This is a genomic window from Streptomyces sp. NPDC107562 (assembly GCF_055657325.1).
This window is the reverse complement of record NZ_JBVKBE010000008.1, coordinates 73,766-90,603: the sequence shown is the minus strand read 5'-3', so window position 1 is coordinate 90,603 and position 16,838 is coordinate 73,766. Positions and strand designations below refer to the sequence as shown.

At 72.0% G+C, this 16,838-nt stretch carries 13 protein-coding genes and 1 riboswitch; of the genes, 6 read left to right on the top strand and 7 right to left on the bottom strand.

The features are described 5' to 3' along the window. Positions 1–34: 34 nt before the first annotated feature. A complete protein-coding gene (locus ACZ7LV_RS22450; protein ID WP_471941618.1) occupies positions 35–568 on the top strand; it encodes a DoxX family protein in 534 nt (177 codons plus the stop codon). Positions 569–724: 156 nt separating this feature from the next. Here ACZ7LV_RS22450 and ACZ7LV_RS22445 read toward each other — a convergent pair whose 3' ends face one another. Continuing rightward, complete coding sequence (locus ACZ7LV_RS22445) at positions 725–949, bottom strand: hypothetical protein (protein ID WP_471941616.1); 225 nt, start codon at positions 947–949, stop codon at positions 725–727. Then, a complete protein-coding gene (locus ACZ7LV_RS22440) occupies positions 936–2,360 on the bottom strand; it encodes a PspC domain-containing protein (protein ID WP_471941615.1) in 1,425 nt (474 codons plus the stop codon). Before ACZ7LV_RS22440 ends, ACZ7LV_RS22445 begins: the two co-directional genes overlap by 14 nt. Before the next feature lie 179 nt (positions 2,361–2,539). Here ACZ7LV_RS22440 and ACZ7LV_RS22435 point away from each other — a divergent pair, with 179 nt between their 5' ends. Both ACZ7LV_RS22435 and ACZ7LV_RS22430 read left to right on the top strand, forming a co-directional pair. Beyond that, on the top strand, positions 2,540–3,838 hold the full coding sequence (locus ACZ7LV_RS22435) for a PspC domain-containing protein (protein ID WP_471941613.1): 1,299 nt from the start codon (positions 2,540–2,542) through the stop codon (positions 3,836–3,838). Further along, complete coding sequence (locus tag ACZ7LV_RS22430; protein ID WP_471941611.1) at positions 3,835–4,581, top strand: LuxR C-terminal-related transcriptional regulator; 747 nt, start codon at positions 3,835–3,837, stop codon at positions 4,579–4,581. The genes ACZ7LV_RS22435 and ACZ7LV_RS22430 overlap by 4 nt, the downstream gene beginning before the upstream one ends. A gap of 10 nt (positions 4,582–4,591) precedes the next feature. Here the strand turns inward: ACZ7LV_RS22430 and ACZ7LV_RS22425 are convergent, their stop codons facing one another. Further along, positions 4,592–5,659, bottom strand: a complete 1,068-nt coding sequence (locus ACZ7LV_RS22425; RefSeq protein ID WP_471941610.1) for a C40 family peptidase — start codon at positions 5,657–5,659, stop codon at positions 4,592–4,594. 498 nt (positions 5,660–6,157) lie between these two features. Here ACZ7LV_RS22425 and ACZ7LV_RS22420 point away from each other — a divergent pair, with 498 nt between their 5' ends. Further along, entirely contained in the window at positions 6,158–6,511 is a 354-nt protein-coding gene (locus ACZ7LV_RS22420) for a hypothetical protein (RefSeq protein ID WP_471941609.1), read from the top strand. A 91-nt stretch (positions 6,512–6,602) separates the two neighbouring features. Here the strand turns inward: ACZ7LV_RS22420 and ACZ7LV_RS22415 are convergent, their stop codons facing one another. Continuing rightward, entirely contained in the window at positions 6,603–7,799 is a 1,197-nt protein-coding gene (locus tag ACZ7LV_RS22415) for a C40 family peptidase (protein ID WP_471941607.1), read from the bottom strand. Between the two features lie 8 nt (positions 7,800–7,807). Continuing rightward, positions 7,808–7,961, bottom strand: a riboswitch (cyclic di-AMP (ydaO/yuaA leader). Between the two features lie 311 nt (positions 7,962–8,272). Here ACZ7LV_RS22415 and pcrA point away from each other — a divergent pair. Continuing rightward, the gene (pcrA, locus tag ACZ7LV_RS22410) at positions 8,273–10,783 is read left to right on the top strand and encodes a DNA helicase PcrA (protein ID WP_471941606.1); all 2,511 of its coding nucleotides are present in this window, start codon (positions 8,273–8,275) and stop codon (positions 10,781–10,783) included. A 67-nt stretch (positions 10,784–10,850) separates the two neighbouring features. On the opposite strand, the gene ACZ7LV_RS22405 is transcribed toward pcrA, so the two are convergent. Together ACZ7LV_RS22405 and ACZ7LV_RS22400 are read right to left on the bottom strand one after the other, a co-directional pair. Then, a complete protein-coding gene (locus tag ACZ7LV_RS22405; RefSeq protein ID WP_471941605.1) occupies positions 10,851–12,548 on the bottom strand; it encodes a M23 family metallopeptidase in 1,698 nt (565 codons plus the stop codon). Positions 12,549–12,849: 301 nt separating this feature from the next. Beyond that, a complete protein-coding gene (locus ACZ7LV_RS22400) occupies positions 12,850–13,755 on the bottom strand; it encodes an esterase/lipase family protein (protein ID WP_471941603.1) in 906 nt (301 codons plus the stop codon). Between the two features lie 666 nt (positions 13,756–14,421). On the opposite strand from ACZ7LV_RS22400, the gene ACZ7LV_RS22395 reads away from it, so the two are divergent. Next, complete coding sequence (locus ACZ7LV_RS22395) at positions 14,422–14,838, top strand: cobalamin B12-binding domain-containing protein (RefSeq protein ID WP_471941602.1); 417 nt, start codon at positions 14,422–14,424, stop codon at positions 14,836–14,838. A 307-nt stretch (positions 14,839–15,145) separates the two neighbouring features. On the opposite strand, the gene ACZ7LV_RS22390 is transcribed toward ACZ7LV_RS22395, so the two are convergent. Next, a complete protein-coding gene (locus tag ACZ7LV_RS22390) occupies positions 15,146–16,756 on the bottom strand; it encodes a DUF5691 domain-containing protein (protein ID WP_471941601.1) in 1,611 nt (536 codons plus the stop codon). Between the last annotated feature and the right edge of the window lie 82 nt (positions 16,757–16,838).

Genomic DNA, 16,838 nt, shown 5'->3' with positions numbered 1-16,838 from the left:
CACGGCACGGCGTGCGAGAGGCGGCTACGCATCGATGACTCACAGTATTCGTACCGATACCCGAAGTGCCCCCTACGACGGCGGTCGCGGCGACTGGCGCGACACGGCCACCCGCTTCGCCCTGCTCCCTCTGCGCATCTTCCTCGGCATCACCTTCGTCTACGCCGGGCTCGACAAGCTCACCGACAGCGCGTTCCTCCAGGAGGCCGGCTCGGGCTCCATCGGCGACACGATGCGCACCGTCCGGGACTCCTCGGCCGTCCCGGCCCTCGTCGACCTCGCCCTGGAGAACCCCGTCGCCTTCGGCTACGCCATCGCGGCCGGTGAACTCGCCGTCGGCATCGGCACCCTGCTCGGCCTCCTCTCCCGCCTCGCCGCCCTCGGCGGGGCGCTGATCTCCCTCAGCCTCTGGCTCACCGTCAGCTGGGCCTCCGACCCGTACTACTACGGCAACGACCTCGTCTACCTGATGGCCTGGATCCCCCTCGTCCTGGCCGGCGCGTCGGTCCTCTCCGTGGACGCGGCGTTGCGGTCCCGGCGGCGGCAACGGTCGGGCGGATACCACTAGCCCGGTCCCTGCGTTTGCCTGCGCGGGCCTGCTCGGGCCCGTTCGGGCATAGGCAGGAGCCCCGAGCCGGCATCGTGACGCCGGGCTTCCACGGTCCGTCAGCGAGGGGGCAGGGGCGGGCGGGAGCACCGGTGCGCGACGCGGCGGCGGAACGTGTCAGCCTGCCGCGCCCGCCCCCTCCCGGCGGCGCGCGCGGCGGCGGATGCCCCGGCCCACCATTCCCGCCACGGCGGCCAGACACAGGCCGCCCACCATCAGGGGGAGCACCGCGAACCACGGTGTCTCCCAGGCGCCCTCCGCGTCACCGGCGTACACGACGCCCGCCGCGGTGGCGACGACTCCCACCACCAGCCTGCCGGGCTGGAACTCATGACGCGGCACGACTCACCTCCACCTGACCGACGCCCACCTTGAGGTCGAGATCGACCGTGCCGGCGTTCTTGGCACCCGCGGCCGGAGCGAGCGTCACCTCGCGGTACTTGCCCGGCTCCACGTCCACGTCCTTCTTCCGGTCGCCCGGCAACTGGATGTCGCCCACCCCGACGTCGATGTTCGCCCGCACGGTCACGTCCGGCGGCACGATCACCCGCAGCCGGCCCACACCCACCTCGGCGTCCGTGGACACCGTTTGACCCTTCGCCGGATCCAGCCGGCTCAGGTCCAGGGTGCCGACGCCGGTGCCCAGGTCGTATCTCGGTGCCACCTCGGTCACCGCTGCCGGCCGCCAGGTCGTGCGCATCCACTCCGTGCCGATGTTCTTGGGCAGCGCCGCGGCGGCGGCCAGCAGCCCCGCCGTCAGGACTGCCAGGAAGATCGAACCGGCTCCCGTACGACCGAGGAACGAACTGACGGCGATGCCCAGCCCGATGACGGCGAGGGCGCAGGCAAGCCCTGTCTGCAGGCTCGTCCCCAACGGCTGGTCCTGCCAGGTCACACGGGTGCCGAGAGCCCCCGCGACCAGGGCGAGCAGGAAGACCCAGCCGCCTATCCAGCGCGGACCGCGCTGCTTGTGCGGTGCCGTGCGCGGGGCGAAGGGGGCCTCGGGGCCGGTGTCCGTGGCGGAGCTGATGTTGACCGCGGCCGCGATGTCGCGGTCGACGGAGTCGCTGGGGCCCCACAGATAGCCGGTGCCGCCGACGTGCGTGCCGTCCTTGACGATCGGATCCCGCCACCAGGAGGGGTAGGCGGCGGCGACGGGCGGCGCCATGGCCTCCGGCGGTGCGTCCGCCGCGGCCTGCGCCGCCAGCGGATCGGGATCGGGGGCGCCCCGGCGCTGCGACCAGTAGCCGGCGCCCGCGAGCAGGAGGGAGAGGATGACGGCGAAGGTCAGCACACCGCCGTTCTTCAGCATCGCCAGGAAGATCCCGCAGCCGACCAGCGCGAACAGCACGGCGGCGAGGGCCTGTCCGTCGACGCGGCCGGTCAGGAGCTTGCGGACCTCGTTCTGGTCCTTGTCGTCGTAGGGGACGAAGAGCCAGGCGAAGCCGTAGAAGAGGAGACCGATACCGCCCGTCGCGGAGAGCACGGCGAGGGTGATCCGGAAGATCACCGGGTCCATGTCGCACTGCCGCCCCAGTCCGGCGCACACACCGGCGATCATCTGGTGCCGCCGGTCCCGCCGGAACCGGTGCGAGGGCTCCAGCCGCGTGCGGCCGTCGGGCTCGCCGGGCACGCCGGGTGTTCCGGGTCGGCCGGGCGTTCCGGGCGCTCCGGGCTCGCCGGGCACGCCAGGGCCCTCGGGTCCGGCGGCACCGCCGGGCACGGCATCCGTGGCGTGCTGGTGATCGGTCATGGGTCCATGGTGACGGGCGAGCAGCCGTGGCGGGAGTCGGTATGACCCTGGCCGGACCCTGATATCACCCCTGAGTCGGGACGGGGGAGGCGTTCGACCGGCCCGCGGTTCGAAGATCAGGGGAGTCTCGGGGGTCGACCCTGATGCTCCGGCCCGCCGGTCGTGTGACCATCAATGGCATGCCGGAAGCCGCAACCGCAGCAGCGCCTCTCGACGAGCCGCGGCCGCCGCGCAAGCTCTACCGCAGCAGCGACGGACGCTGGCTGGGTGGCGTGGCGCGGGGGCTCGCCGGCCATCTCGGCCTGCCCGTCATCTGGGTGCGTCTGGTGTTCGTCGGCCTGTTCACGGCCGACGGCCTCGGCGCGCTGCTGTACGCCGCCTTCTGGTTCTTCGTGCCGCTCGGCGTCGGGGGCGTCGAGGCGCAGCGGCCGCCGTCGCTGGTCGCCACCGAGACCTCTCCCGACGGCCGCAGGAAACTCGTGGCCCGCAGACCGGACAAGGGCCAGATCGTCGCCCTTCTCCTCATGGTCGTCGTGGCCATGGTCTTCGTCGGCAATGTGAACCTGGGCGGTGGCGCCCAGGCCTACCTACTGCCCGCCGTGCTGGTCGGTGCCGGTGTCGCCCTGGTCTGGCGCCAGGCGGACAACGCCCGCCGGGCCCGCTGGGTCGAGGTCGGCCGCCGCAAGCGCACCCTCAACCTGCTGCGCGCGGTCGCCGGCGTCCTGCTGGTCACGGCCGGTGTCACGGGCGTCTTCGTGCTCCAGGGCTCCGCGGCCCACCTCGGCTCGGTGCTCCAGGCGGCCCTCGCGGTGCTCGTCGGGATCACGCTCCTCGCCGGTCCGTACCTGGTCCGGATGACCCAGGACCTCTCCGAGGAGCGCCTGATGCGCATCCGCGCCCAGGAGCGCGCGGAAGTCGCCGCCCACGTCCACGACTCGGTGCTGCACACCCTGACGCTGATACAGCGCAACGCGGAGAACCCCGGCGAGGTGCGCCGCCTGGCCCGCGCCCAGGAGCGCGACCTGCGCACCTGGCTCTACAAACCGGAGGGCACCGGCAAGGACGAGGCCGACGAGCCGACCACCCTCGCCGACGCGGTGCGGCGCAACGCCGCGGAGATCGAGGACAAGCACGGAGTCCCCATAGAGGTCGTCGTGGTCGGCGACTGCCCGCTCGACGAGCGGATCGGCGCACAGATGCAGGCCGCGCGCGAGGCAATGGTGAACGCCGCCAAGTACGGTGGCGACGGCGGCGCCGTGCAGGTCTACGCCGAGGTCGAGGGAAAGACGGTCTTCGTGTCCGTCCGGGACCGCGGTCCCGGCTTCGACCTCGACTCGATACCCGCCGACCGCATGGGCGTCAGAGAATCGATCATCGGCCGCATGGAGCGAAACGGCGGCACGGCCCGGCTGCGGGCGGTGCCGGACGGCGGCACGGAGGTCGAGCTGGAGATGGAGAGGGCGGAGAAGACGTCATGAGCGACCCGACCGAGGCGAACGGAACGGCGGGAGCGGACGAGTCGGCCGAGCCCGCGCGGACGACCGGCGGCGGTGAGGGCGGGCGGCACGTGCGCGTGGTGCTCGTCGACGACCACCGGATGTTCCGCACGGGCGTGCAGGCCGAGATCGGCCGGACCGACGAGACCGGCGTCGAGGTCGTCGGCGAGGCCGCGGACGTCGACCAGGCGGTCACGGTCATCACCGCGACCCGCCCCGAGGTCGTCCTCCTCGACGTGCACCTGCCGGGCGGGGGCGGCGTCGAAGTGCTGCGCCGCTGCGCTCCGTTGATGGCCGACCCCGAGCAGCCGGTCCGTTTCCTGGCGCTGTCCGTCTCGGACGCGGCCGAGGACGTGATCGGCGTGATCCGCGGCGGCGCGCGGGGGTACGTCACCAAGACGATCACGGGTACCGACCTGGTCGACTCGATCTTCCGGGTCCAGGAGGGCGACGCGGTCTTCTCGCCGCGTCTGGCCGGCTTCGTGCTCGACGCCTTCGCCTCCACCGACGCGCCGCCGGTCGACGAGGACCTCGACCGCCTCACCCAGCGCGAGCGGGAGGTCCTGCGCCTGATCGCCCGCGGCTACGCCTACAAGGAGATCGCCAAGCAGCTGTACATCTCGGTGAAGACGGTCGAGTCGCACGTCTCGGCGGTGCTGCGCAAGCTCCAGCTCTCCAACCGGCACGAGCTGACCCGCTGGGCGACGGCCCGTCGGCTGGTGTGACGAGCCCGCGTCACACCACCCTGGTCGCCCCGGCGAACGGCATCTGGTCGATCGGTGCCAGGCGCACCGGGGCCGAGGGATTGGGCGCGTGGATCATCTGGCCGTTGCCGACGTAGAGGCCCACGTGGCTGATGCCGGAGTAGAAGAACACCAGGTCGCCGGGGGCCAGTTCGGAGCGCGAGACGCGACGGCCGGCGTCGATCTGGGCGTAGGTGGTGCGGGGCAGGGCCACCCCGGCGGAGCGGTACGCGGCCTGCGTCAGGCCCGAGCAGTCGAAGGCGTCGGGGCCGGTGGCACCCCAGACGTAGGGGCTGCCGAGCTTCTGGTAGGCGTACGAGACGGCCGCGGCGGCCCGGGAGCTGGGCGCCGCCGTCGTGGCGGAGCCCGGGGCCTCCAGGGCGTCGCGGCCGGCCGTCGAGGCGCGCGAGGCGCGGTCGGTGCCGTCGCCCTCGGCGAAGCGGGCCCGCTCCTCGGCCGTCAGCCGGGACAGTAACCGCCGCGCCTCGTCCAGCTTGCCGGTGACGGTCCTCTTGTGCCGGTTCAGCTCGGCCTGCCGGGACTGGAGGGAGGCCAGTTCGACGCGGGCGGCTCCGCGCAGTTGCTCGATCTCCCTCAGCTGTCTGCGGACGCGTGTGACGGCGGCCGCCTGCCGGTCACCGGCGCGTTCGGCGAAGGCGGCACCGTCGAGATACCGGTCCGGGTCGTCGGAGAGGGCCAGTTGCAGCGCGGGGTCCAGGCCGCCGTCGCGGTACTGGGCGGCCGCGTACGAACCGAGCGCGTCCCGCGCCGAGTTGAGCCGCACCTCCTTGCGGGCCGCCTCGTCCTGGAGGCCGCCCAGCCGCTTGCGTGCCGCCCGGGCCTCCTCCTGCACGCCGTTGTACTTCTCGGTGGCGACCTCCGCCTCCTGGTACAGCCTGTCCACCTTGGCCTTGACCTGCTCCGGCGTCAGCTGGGGCTCGGCGTGGCCGATCCCGTCGAGGCCCGTCGCGGTCGCCGCGCCCGCGAGGGCGATCGTCGCCGCCGTGCGGGCCTTGGTGCCGTTGGCCGAGCGTGGTCGGGGCTTGCGGTGGGCTGCCACGTGGACTGCACGTCCTTTCGTACGACTCGGGCGACCGCCGGTCCGTACGGCCACCGGGTGGACGTACGACCGCGCCGGGGCGGCTGACGCGTCCGGCGGCGCCCCGCACAGGGGATGCGGGGCGCCGCCGGACCTTTCGGCGGTGGTGTCCGGCTGCCGCCTCTGGCCAGGGGCGGCGGTGGGGAGCCGGTCACCTGGTGGAGGACGCTAAACCCGGGCGTGTCGTGGTGGTGACGCCTTGTGCGGAAGTGACGCCAGGGGAACGGTGGGTGACCGTATGTGATCGGGCGCGCGTTTCGGCGCCGACGTCTTCACGCGGCGCGATGACCGATGCGGCGATTCCGGGCCGGGCGGGAGCGCGGGGCTGCTATGGGGCGCATATATGCAGACGCCTTGCGCCGGGGGCGGCCCGGTGCCGGGAGGCCCGCCGCCGGGCCGCAGGGTGTGGGGCAGCCCGGTGTGGGGCGGGCGCGCCCCTCCTGATTAGGCTCCGGCCCCATGGACGTACTCATCCACCTCTTCGTCGGCCTGCACATCATCGGCATCGCCGCCCTCCTCGGTGGCTTCCTGACCCAGATGAAGGCGATGGGCCAGGGCACCGCGCGATTCGTCCCGGCGATGCTGCACGGCGCACTGACCATGCTGGTCACCGGCGTGATCCTGGTCGGCCTGAACCAGGCGGACGACCAGCCCGTCGACAACATCAAGATCGGCGTGAAACTGGCGCTGCTGATCGTGATCCTCGGCCTGGTCTACGTGAAGCGGGACGACGAGAAGGTCGACAAGGGCATGTTCGGCCTGGTGGGACTGCTGACCGCGGCGAACGTCTTCATCGCCGTGCTCTGGACCTGACGCCCGTCCCACGCGCGCGTGCCGCGGAAACCGCCGCACGCGCGCGTGTGAGCCCTTCGGCCGCCTCCGCGACCGCCTGGGGGCGCCGGTGTCAGGCCGGGCGGACCACGCTGTGGATGGAGGACTCGCCGTCGTAGTAGACGGACTCCTCGCGGACGTACGCGCCGGGCTTCGGGGCGTGGATCATCATGCCGTTGCCGATGTACAGGCCGACGTGGGTGACGTCGTCGTAGAAGAAGATCAGGTCGCCCGGCCGGGCGGCGGCGACGGAGACCGTCGTGCCGGCGTCGACCTGGTCGTAGGTGGTGCGCGGGAGGGTGACGCCGGCGGCCTTCCACGCGGCCTGGGTGAGGCCTGAGCAGTCGTAGGACTCGGGGCCGGTGGCACCCCAGACGTACGGCTTGCCGATCTGCGCGCGGGCGAAGGCGAGCGCCTTCTCCGCCTTGGTGGCGTACCCGGTGTCCGAGGCGGAGTCGCCGGAGCCGGACTCGGTGCCCGTGCCGGCCGAGGAACCGGCGCCCGAGGAACCGGCGCCCGAGGACTCCTGCTCCTGCTGGGCCGCCTCCTGGCGCCGCTGCTCCTCCGCCTGCTGCCGGGCGAGCTCGGCGGCCTTGCGCTCGGCCTCCTCCTGCTTCTTCTTCTCGATCGCCGCGAGGCGGGCCTTCTCCTCGGCGGTCAGGTCCGACAGCAGCTGCCGCGCGTCGGCGAGCTTCTTCTGGACGGTGGCCTTGGCCGACTGAAGATCGCTCTGCGACTCGGTGAGCGTCTCCAGGCTCCGTGTGGCCTCCTGGCGCTTCTTCATCGTCGCCGACTGCTCGCTGAAGTACTCGTCGACCGCGCCCTTCTGGCGGTTGGTCAGACGGCCCATCAGCTGGTTCTGGTCGAAGTAGTCCTGCGGGGAGTCGGCGAGCAGGAAGGTGGCGGTGTCGGGGACGGAGGCCCCGGTGCGGTACTGGGCGGCCGCGTACGTCCCCAGTTCCTCACGCGCCTCGTTCAGTTTCTGGGTGCGCTGGGCGACGTCGTCCAGGAGGGTGTCGACGCGCTTGCGCTGTTTCGCGGTCTTCTCCTTGCCCGCGTTGTACTTCTCGGTCGCCGACTCCGCCTGTCGGTAGAGATCGTCGACCTTCTTCTCGACCTCCTCGAGGCTCGGCTTGTCGTCGGCCGAGGGCTCGGCATGGGCGGTCTGGGAGAGCAGGGCCACGGAGGTCAGGGCAGCGGTGGCGAGGGCCGGTGTGCGTATGCCTGCCACCCGCGCGCCGGTGGGGCGCGACTTGCGGTGCGACGCCAAAGGAGGCGACTCCTTCCATCTGCCGCCTACCGGGTTAGCTGTCGGGTTCGGGCGGGTGGTTCGGAAGGGTTGCCCTACGACCCGCTCCCCGGAGGGATTTGGGTCGATTCACCCCAAGTTCGGTGGGTCCCCGGCTCCGGCTGCCTTGGGCGCATCGGACTCGGCGGAGGCCGCGCGGCCCGGCGACGTTCGCCGGTAAGAGTCGTGCGGCCTGTCCGGCACCGTAGCCAACTCGTGTGGCCCGTGTGAAGGTTGGTGGGTGATATGCCCGATACATTTTCGTGACCTTCAGTCAGTGGTCACGCGCCGCGCGAGGTCGTGTTCGGACCGTGAGCGCTGGTCGGCGCCGAGGTCCTGGTGACGGCGGGCCGGGCGGTGGCGGGCCGGGCCCGCGGTGGCCGTCGGCCCCGGGGCCCGGGATGTTTCCGGGGCGGCAGCGGGTTGTCGGTGGGGCGCCCTAGACTCGGAGAGCGATGAGCAGCCTCTTTGACGACAGCTTCCTGGCGGACCTCCAGGCCCCACGGGCCCATGAGGAGCCTCCGTCACCGCCCGAGGACGATCACGCTCCGGAGTCGTTGCCGGACGATCTGTTCGGCGGGAAGTTCGACGCGCCTCCGGACCGGGACGCCTACTACCGCGACGGCGCCCCGCGCCCCGCCCTGGACGCCGCCACGCTCCTGGAGGGGCTGAACGACAACCAGCGCGCCGCCGTCGTGCACGCCGGGTCCCCCCTGCTCATCGTGGCGGGCGCGGGCTCCGGCAAGACGCGTGTCCTCACCCACCGCATCGCCCACCTCCTCGCCGAGCGCGGGGTGCACCCCGGCCAGATCCTCGCGATCACCTTCACCAACAAGGCCGCGGGCGAGATGAAGGAGCGCGTCGAGCGACTGGTCGGCCCCCGGGCCAACGCGATGTGGGTGATGACCTTCCACAGCGCCTGCGTGCGCATCCTGCGCCGGGAGTCCAAGAAGCTCGGTTTCACGTCGTCCTTCTCGATCTACGACGCCGCCGACAGCAAGCGCCTGATGTCCCTGGTCTGCCGCGACCTGGACCTCGACCCCAAGCGCTACCCGCCCAAGTCCTTCAGCGCCAAGATCAGCAACCTCAAGAACGAGCTGATCGACGAGGAGGACTTCGCCGCCCAGGCCACTGGGGGCACCTCCCAGACGGAGTCTGGGGGAGGCTTCGAGAAGACCCTCGCCCAGGCCTACGCGCTGTACCAGTCACGCCTGCGCGAGGCCAACGCCCTCGACTTCGACGACCTGATCATGACGACGGTCAACCTGCTCCGCGCCTTCCCGGACGTCGCCGAGCACTACCGCCGCCGCTTCCGGCACGTCCTGGTCGACGAGTACCAGGACACCAACCACGCCCAGTACGCCCTGGTGCGCGAGCTCGTCGGCACCGGCGAGCGAGCCCCCGAGGACGTCGACGTACCGCCCGGCCCGGACGAGCTGCCGCCCGCCGAACTGTGCGTGGTGGGCGACGCGGACCAGTCGATCTACGCCTTCCGCGGCGCGACCATCCGCAACATCCTCCAGTTCGAGGAGGACTACCCGAACGCCACGACGATCCTGCTGGAGCAGAACTACCGCTCCACGCAGACGATCCTCTCCGCCGCCAACGCCGTCATCGAGCGCAACGAGTCCCGCCGCCCCAAGAACCTGTGGACCAACGCCGGCTCGGGCGCGCGCATCACCGGCTACGTCGCCGACTCCGAGCACGACGAGGCGCAGTTCGTCGCCGACGAGATAGACCGTCTGACGGACGCCGGCGACGCCAAGGCGGGCGACGTCGCGGTCTTCTACCGCACGAACGCCCAGTCCCGTGTCTTCGAAGAGATCTTCATCCGCGTCGGACTGCCCTACAAGGTCGTCGGCGGCGTCCGCTTCTACGAGCGCAAGGAGGTCAGGGACGTCCTGGCCTACCTGCGGGTGCTCGCGAACCCGGAGGACTCGGTGCCGCTGCGCCGGATCCTCAACGTTCCCAAGCGGGGCATCGGGGACCGGGCGGAAGCCATGATCGACGCGCTCTCCCAGCGCGAGAAGATCAGCTTCCCGCAGGCGCTCAAGCGGGTCGACGAGGCGTACGGCATGGCCGCCCGCTCCACGAACGCCGTCAAGCGGTTCAACACGCTGATGGAGGACCTCCGCACGATCGTGGACTCCGGCGTCGGCCCGGCGACGATCCTGGAGGCCGTGCTGGAACGCACCGGCTATCTGGCCGAGTTGCAGACCTCCACCGACCCCCAGGACGAGACCCGGATCGAGAACCTCCAGGAACTCGCCGCCGTCGCCCTGGAGTTCGAGCAGGAGCGCGCGGAGGGCGAGGCCGGGACGCTGGCCGACTTCCTTGAGCAGGTCGCGCTGGTCGCCGACTCCGACCAGATCCCCGACGAGGAGGACGGCGACGGCGTCATCACGCTGATGACGCTGCACACCGCCAAGGGACTGGAGTTCCCGGTCGTCTTCCTCACCGGCATGGAGGACGGCGTCTTCCCGCACATGCGCGCCCTCGGCCAGACCAAGGAACTGGAGGAGGAACGGCGGCTCGCCTACGTCGGCATCACCCGCGCCCGCGAGCGGCTGTACCTCACCCGGTCGGTGATGCGCAGCGCCTGGGGCCAGCCGCAGTACAACCCGCCGTCCCGCTTCCTGGAGGAGATCCCGGGAGCGCACCTGGACTGGAAGCGCACGGGCGCCCCCGCCGCCCCCGCGGGCCCGGTGTCGGCCGTGGCGGCCTCCCTGTCCTCGTCCCGCTCACGCTCCTCGGCGTCCGGCGCGTCGGGTTTCGCCACCCGGCGGACGGCCGAACAGCCCGTCGTCGCGCTGGCGGTGGGGGACCGGGTCACGCACGACCAGTTCGGGCTCGGCACCGTGGTCGCGGTGAAGGGCACGGGTGCGAACGCCGAAGCCACGATCGACTTCGGGGACACCAAGCCGAAGCGGTTGCTGCTGCGGTACGCGCCGGTGGAGAAGCTGTAGCCGCACGGGCCGGATCCGGGGGTTCCGCCGTCCGTCGCGGAGCCCCCGCCCTGCTGCGCGGGACGCGTTACGAGGGGTCGATCCCGTGGCTGCGCAGCCAGGACAGCGGGTCGATCGCCGCGCCGCCGCCGGGGCGCACCTCGAAGTGCAGGTGCGGGCCGGTCGAGTTGCCGGAGTTGCCGGAGAACGCGATCGCGTCGCCGGCCTTGACGGTCGTACCGGAGGCGACCTGGTAGCTGGAGAGGTGGCAGTACCACGTCTCCGTGCCGTCCATCGCCGTCACGATCAGCATGTTGCCGTACGCGCTGTTGTACTCGGTGCGGACCGTGCCGTCCGTCGCGGCCATCACCGTCGTGCCGTACGCGACGGGGAAGTCGATGCCGGTGTGCACGGACATCCAGTTGATGCCGGACTGCCCGTAGTAGGCGCTGAGCCCGTGCTGTGCGACCGGCAGCGCGAACTTCGGGCGCAGCCGCTCCTTGCGGGCCGCCTCCTCCGCCGCGCGCTTCTTCTCGGCCTCCTGCTGCGCCTTGAGGTCGATGCGTTCCTGCGTGCGGCTGACGCGGTCGCCGAAGTCGTCCGCCTCCGCGGTGAGGCTCGCGAGCTGGGTGTCCAGCTGGTTGTTGGCGGCGGATGGTTTCACCGCCTGCGCGTCCGCGGCCGTCGTCGTCGTGCTGGCGTCCTGCTCGTCCCCGGTGAAGGTGCCGACGGAGGCGGCGGCGATACCCGCCACGCCCATCACGCACGCCGAGGGCACGGCGACCGTCAGCAGCGCGGACCGCTTGGCGGGCGAACGACGACGGGAGCGGGACCCGCTGCGACCGGCCGCACGGCCCGCCGGGAGAGGGGTGACCTCCTCCTGGTCGTCGAGAAGGACAGGGGCATCGGGCCCTTCGCCGGTGCCGTCCGCCCGGCCGTGGCCGGCTTCACCGGGGTCGACCTGCTCGAACGTCGCGGTCGCCAGCTGGTCGAAGGGGACCGCGTGCTGCTCGAAGTCGTTGTTCTGCTGGGTGAACTCCCCGGTGTGCGGGTCGAATTCACCGATGTGCGGGTCGAACGAGCCGGCCTGCTGAGGGAACGACTCCGCCTGCTGGGACAGCGGGTCCGACTGCTGGGGGAACGACTCGGTCGGGTGGTGGAAGGCCTCGGCGTGCTGCTCGAACGCCTCCGAGTGCTGCTCGAAGTCCTCGGTGTGCCCGCTGCCGCGCCCGCCGCCGTCGGAGTTCCACTGCGTGGCGTCGTAGGCGCCGGTGTCGAAGACCTGCGTGCCCCACGCCCACTGCTGGGTCGGGTCGGCGGGGCCGCCCTGTTCGGGCTGGAGCCACGCGCTCGCGTCCCACTGACCGCTGGCGTCGACCGAGCCGGCCTGCGGCGGGATGAGGGGGAGCTGCTGGTGGTCTCCGCCGGTCCAGGCGGTGGCGTCGTAGGCGCCGGTCTCGTAGGCGGTCGGGTGCTGGGCCGCGTAAGGGTCGTAGCCGACCGTGTGGTGGCCGCCGGTGGACCACTGCGTCGCGTCGTACGTGCCGGTGCCGTGACCGCTTCCCGTGAGGACCCCGAAGAGGGGGTCGGCCTCGAAGGTCGTGGTGGCGGTCGGGGCGTGCGGAGCGGGGTGGCCGCCGACACCGAATTCGGCGGCGGGGTAGGCGGCATATGGGGTGAAGTCGCCGTACTGGGCTTCCGGGGCGTACGACGCGTAGTGCGCCGAGGCGGCTTCGGAAGCCGGAGCCGGGGTGGTCATGGACCCCGACGGGTGACGGTCGTTCACCAACTTCTCTTTCGCCTCGACAACAGGGGCTGGCAGAGCAGTGCGGCGACTGTACCCGGCGGTACGCGGGCACGACAATCTTCTGCAGGTTTCGCGCGCGCAGGAAACGGGCATTCGGCCGTGTTTCGGGGGACTGTGGGCACGGCTTTGGGGCTGTGTTCGAAGAATGTTCGACGTCGATGGCTGTGCCGAGGTGGTGAGTTGGCCCTGCTGCCCGGTGGCCGTCAGGTGTCCGGAGAACGACGGCCAGGGGCCGACGGGTGACGCGTGGGCGACGGGACGGACACCGGCGGGGGATCCGTCAGGCCACGGTGAGACCACCGTCGTGGGCGGTGGCGGGGGCGGAAGGCTCGGTGTCCTGCGCGGGACCGTCGTACGTGCCGTCGAGGGCCTGGCGTATGCCGGATGCGACGGCGGGGTGCACGGGAAGCGCCAGGTGGCCGATGCCGGTGACCCGGACGTTCTGCGACAGCAGGTCGGGATGGTCCAGGCAGGCCGCTTCCAGCGGGTCCATCAGGTGGTCGAGGTCGCTCCAGAAACTCACGAACCGCGTACGGCAGCCGGGCGTGGGCAGCGCCAGCTCGTCGAGGACGGTGGAGCCGGGGCGCATCTGGCGCACTATGGGGTGCGCGTTCGCCAGCGGCGCGACCCGCGTCCCGGAGTGCGGCGTACCGAGCGTGACGAGCGTGCGGACGCGGGCGTCACCGGCGAGCCGCTGCACGTAGTAGCGGGCTATCAGCCCACCCAGGCTGTGGCCCACGATGTCCACCTGGTCGCTGTCGGTGCGCTCGCAGATCTCCTCTATGTGCCGGCCGAGCAGTTTGGCGGCCGTGCGGATGTCGCAGGTCAGCGGGGAGTAGTTCAGGGAGACGACCTGGTCCCTGCCGTGCTGGGCCAGGGAGCGGCGCAGGAGCAGGAAGACCGACCGGTTGTCGATGAAGCCGTGCAGCAGGACGACCGGGGGCTTGCTGTCCGTGGGGAGCTGGGCGGCGCCCTCGGGGACGGGGAGCCGGACGGCCGGCGCGCGGCGCTCCTGGATGATGCCGGAGGGGTACAGGATCAGGTGCCCGGCCAGGATCGCGATCTCCAGGGCGGTGGCTTTCAGCAGGGCCATGGACAGTCCCGCGAGGCTGCCCGGGATCGGGAGCAGCTGGCGGTAGAGCGGTTCAAAGGGCTGCAGAGCCCTGGTGACCTGCGTGACCTTCATGGCCGACCTCCCGTCGGCACACGGTGGACGTCTCTGTCCGTCGTGTGCGTCCGTGGGAGTCGCGGTGGAGGATCGATGATCGACGGGGCGCGAAGGGTGGGCGCGGGGCGCTGGGTGGTTCGGGATCTGCGCGGGATACGGGTTGGTGCGGGGGTGGAACGGATGTGCAGGTTCAGTTGTCCCGGTGCTCCGGCGGCGGGTCGCGCGCTGTGCGGTCGCTGCCGCCTGTCTGCTGTTGTTCTGCGCTGTGCCTTTGCGTGAGGCCTCTTGAGTGCGGTGAGGCTGATGGGATCTCGGTGATGGATTGTGTGGCCTGCGCTACGTGCCGTTGATGCCCTTCGTACCTGCGTCGATGTGCCTCACCGTCCGCGGCGCGCGGCTCGCGGCGCGGGGGTGGGGCGCCTCGTTGCGGCTCCCGTTGCGCGGGGTGCCTGAACTCCGCGCGTACGAATGTGTCCCACTATGTGATTTCCCCCTCGGTCCACATCGTAAAACTGCCGGTGATGGGCTGCTAGCGATAACGTTCGTTCACTTCCTCGGTGGAGGTGGGGCCCGCCGGCACGCGCCGGGGCCCTCGGCGCGGGTGGCGCGCCACGCGTACGGGCATCAGGGATCTGTGCGGTACTTGTCGGTACGGATGGATGTATTCGCTTCATGGAGGCAGTGATGGGTGTGGCAGCCGGTCCGATCCGCGTGGTGGTGGCCAAGCCGGGGCTCGACGGTCACGATCGCGGGGCCAAGGTGATCGCGCGGGCGCTGCGCGACGCCGGTATGGAGGTCATCTACACCGGCCTGCACCAGACGCCCGAGCAGATCGTCGACACCGCGATCCAGGAGGACGCCGACGCCATCGGGCTGTCGATCCTGTCCGGGGCGCACAACACGCTGTTCGCCGCCGTGATCGACCTCCTCAAGGAACGTGAGGCGGAGGACATCCTGGTCTTCGGCGGCGGGATCATTCCCGAGGGGGACATCGCTCCGCTGAAGGAGAAGGGTGTCGCCGCGATCTTCACGCCCGGCGCGACGACCGCCTCCATCGTGGAATGGGTCCGGGCGAACGTGCGCCAGCCCGCGGAGGCGTGAGGTCTGCCCTGGTGGGGCGGGGTGGGGTGTTCGTGCGCCGCAGTTCGCCGGGCCGCCGGGGCGGGGTGTTTTCGGGGCACTGAGGTGTGGTTCTGGTCGGTTGCTCCATTCGGGTGACGGGGGTGGGGCGGGGGCGGGTCGGGGATCCGTACGTGCCTCGTTTCCGTGATCGCCGGGGCGGTGCCTCGGCGGGGCCGGTGGGTCCCTGATGTGCGGTCGGTCCGGGTTGATGGGGCCGTTCGAGTGATGGGGCCGTTCGGATGGTGGGGGAGGCGGGGGTGGCGGCTGGGATCCCTCGCGGGGCGGGTCAGGGACTCAGCTCGGCGGCCAGCGCGGCCCGCAGCCGCAGGGTCGTCACCAGGCGCTGGAAGGCCTCTGCCCAGTAGCCGCCCGCTCCCGGTGACGCGTTCTCCGCCTCCTCGGGTATCGCCAGCAGGCCGTCGAGACGGCTGGCCTCGGACGGGTCGAGGCAGCGCTCCGCCAAACCCATCACCCCGCTGAAGCTCCAGGGATAACTCCCCGCGTCCCGCGCGATGTCGAGGGCGTCGACGACCGCCCGTCCCAGGGGAGCGGACCACGGCACCGCGCAGACGCCCAGCAGTTGGAACGCCTCGGACAGGCCGTGTGCGGCGATGAATTCCGCTACCCAGTCGGCCCGCGGCCCGGCCCCCAGGGTGTCCAGCAGCTTGGCCCGCTCGGCCAGCGAGACCGCGCCGGGGCCGCCCGCCTCCGGGGCCGAGGGCGCGCCGAGCAGGGCGCGGGACCAGGCGGCATCGCGCTGTCTGACCGCCGCCCGGCACCACGCGGCGTGCAGCTCGGTCTGCCAGTCGTCGGCCACGGGGAGTGCCACGATCTCCTCGGGCGTACGGCCGCCCAGCCGTTCCCGCCAGGTCGCGAGCGGCGCCGCCTCCACCAGCTGCCCGAACCACCAGGAGCGCTCACCCCGGCCCGCCGGTGCCTTGGCGATCACGCCGTCGCGTTCCATGCCCGCGTCGCATTCGTGCGGCGCCTCGACGGTGAGCGACGGCGCGTCCCCCGCCCGGTCCGCGCCCGTGTGGTCCACGGCCACGCAGGCACCGGCCCGGACCGCCATCCGCGCGGCGAGCGCCGAACCGGGGAGTGCGGAGAGCAGCTCCGCCGCGGTCGCCCGTACGTTGCGGCTGCGGTCGGCCAGGGCCTGCTCCAGGAACGGCTCGTCCTCGGCGGTGAGCTTCTTGCGCAGGGAGTCGAGGAACATCAGGCGGTCCTCGGCCCGTTCCGTCGACCAGGTCGACGCGAGCAGCTCCCGCGCGGTGGCGGGTGCCTGGGCGCGCAGTGCGCCCAGGAGCGAGACCCGCTCCGCGAACAGCCCCTCCTGCCAGAGCTGTTGCACCTTCGCCGTGTCCTCAAGGTGCGGCAGCGCGGTGCCTCCGCCCGGGGTCGCGCGCAGGGCGAAACGCCACTCCTGGTTCAGTCGCGCCAGCCACAGCGCGCGCGGGCCCGCGAAGGCCAGGGCGGCGGGGCGGAGGTCCGTTCTGCCGCGCGCCGCGTCCAGCAGGGCCGGCAGCGCTTCCGGGGGTGCCGCGTAGTGGTGGGCGTTGGCCAGCGCGAGCCACTGGGGCAACAGCTCCATGAGATCCGGCGCCGTGCCTCGGCGGCCCCCGCCGGACACGCCAGGACGGTCGGCCAGCAGCAGGGCGAGTCTGCGGGCCGCGGCGGCGGGGAGCGGTGGACGCGGGTCTTCCGGGGCGGGTTCCGGCCGGGGTGCCGGTCGCGCGGGACGCAGGCCGGCCCTGCGGCGTACGGTCTCCGCGGCGGCGGCGTCCAGCAGCGCCACCGGTGCTTCGCGGTCCGGCGTGGAGACAGCTGGCGGCGGGGTGCGGCGGTCCGTGCCCAGCAGGGCGGTGGTGACCAGGTCCTCCCAGAGGGTGGCGCTCACGTGTCCGTGGTGCTGGGTTTCACCTGCGCGACCGTGGTCGCCGGTGGTGCTCGTCCGTCCGTCGTCGGCTGTGATGCCCGGG

Coding starts and splice junctions, on each gene's coding strand:
- pcrA (WP_471941606.1), top strand. CDS start 8,273: ATGAGCAGCCTCTTTGACGACAGCTTCCTGGCGGACCTCCAGGCCCCA.
- ACZ7LV_RS22440 (WP_471941615.1), bottom strand. CDS start 2,360: ATGACCGATCACCAGCACGCCACGGATGCCGTGCCCGGCGGTGCCGCC.
- ACZ7LV_RS22400 (WP_471941603.1), bottom strand. CDS start 13,755: ATGAAGGTCACGCAGGTCACCAGGGCTCTGCAGCCCTTTGAACCGCTC.
- ACZ7LV_RS22420 (WP_471941609.1), top strand. CDS start 6,158: ATGGACGTACTCATCCACCTCTTCGTCGGCCTGCACATCATCGGCATC.
- ACZ7LV_RS22450 (WP_471941618.1), top strand. CDS start 35: ATGACTCACAGTATTCGTACCGATACCCGAAGTGCCCCCTACGACGGC.
- ACZ7LV_RS22435 (WP_471941613.1), top strand. CDS start 2,540: ATGCCGGAAGCCGCAACCGCAGCAGCGCCTCTCGACGAGCCGCGGCCG.
- ACZ7LV_RS22395 (WP_471941602.1), top strand. CDS start 14,422: ATGGGTGTGGCAGCCGGTCCGATCCGCGTGGTGGTGGCCAAGCCGGGG.
- ACZ7LV_RS22430 (WP_471941611.1), top strand. CDS start 3,835: ATGAGCGACCCGACCGAGGCGAACGGAACGGCGGGAGCGGACGAGTCG.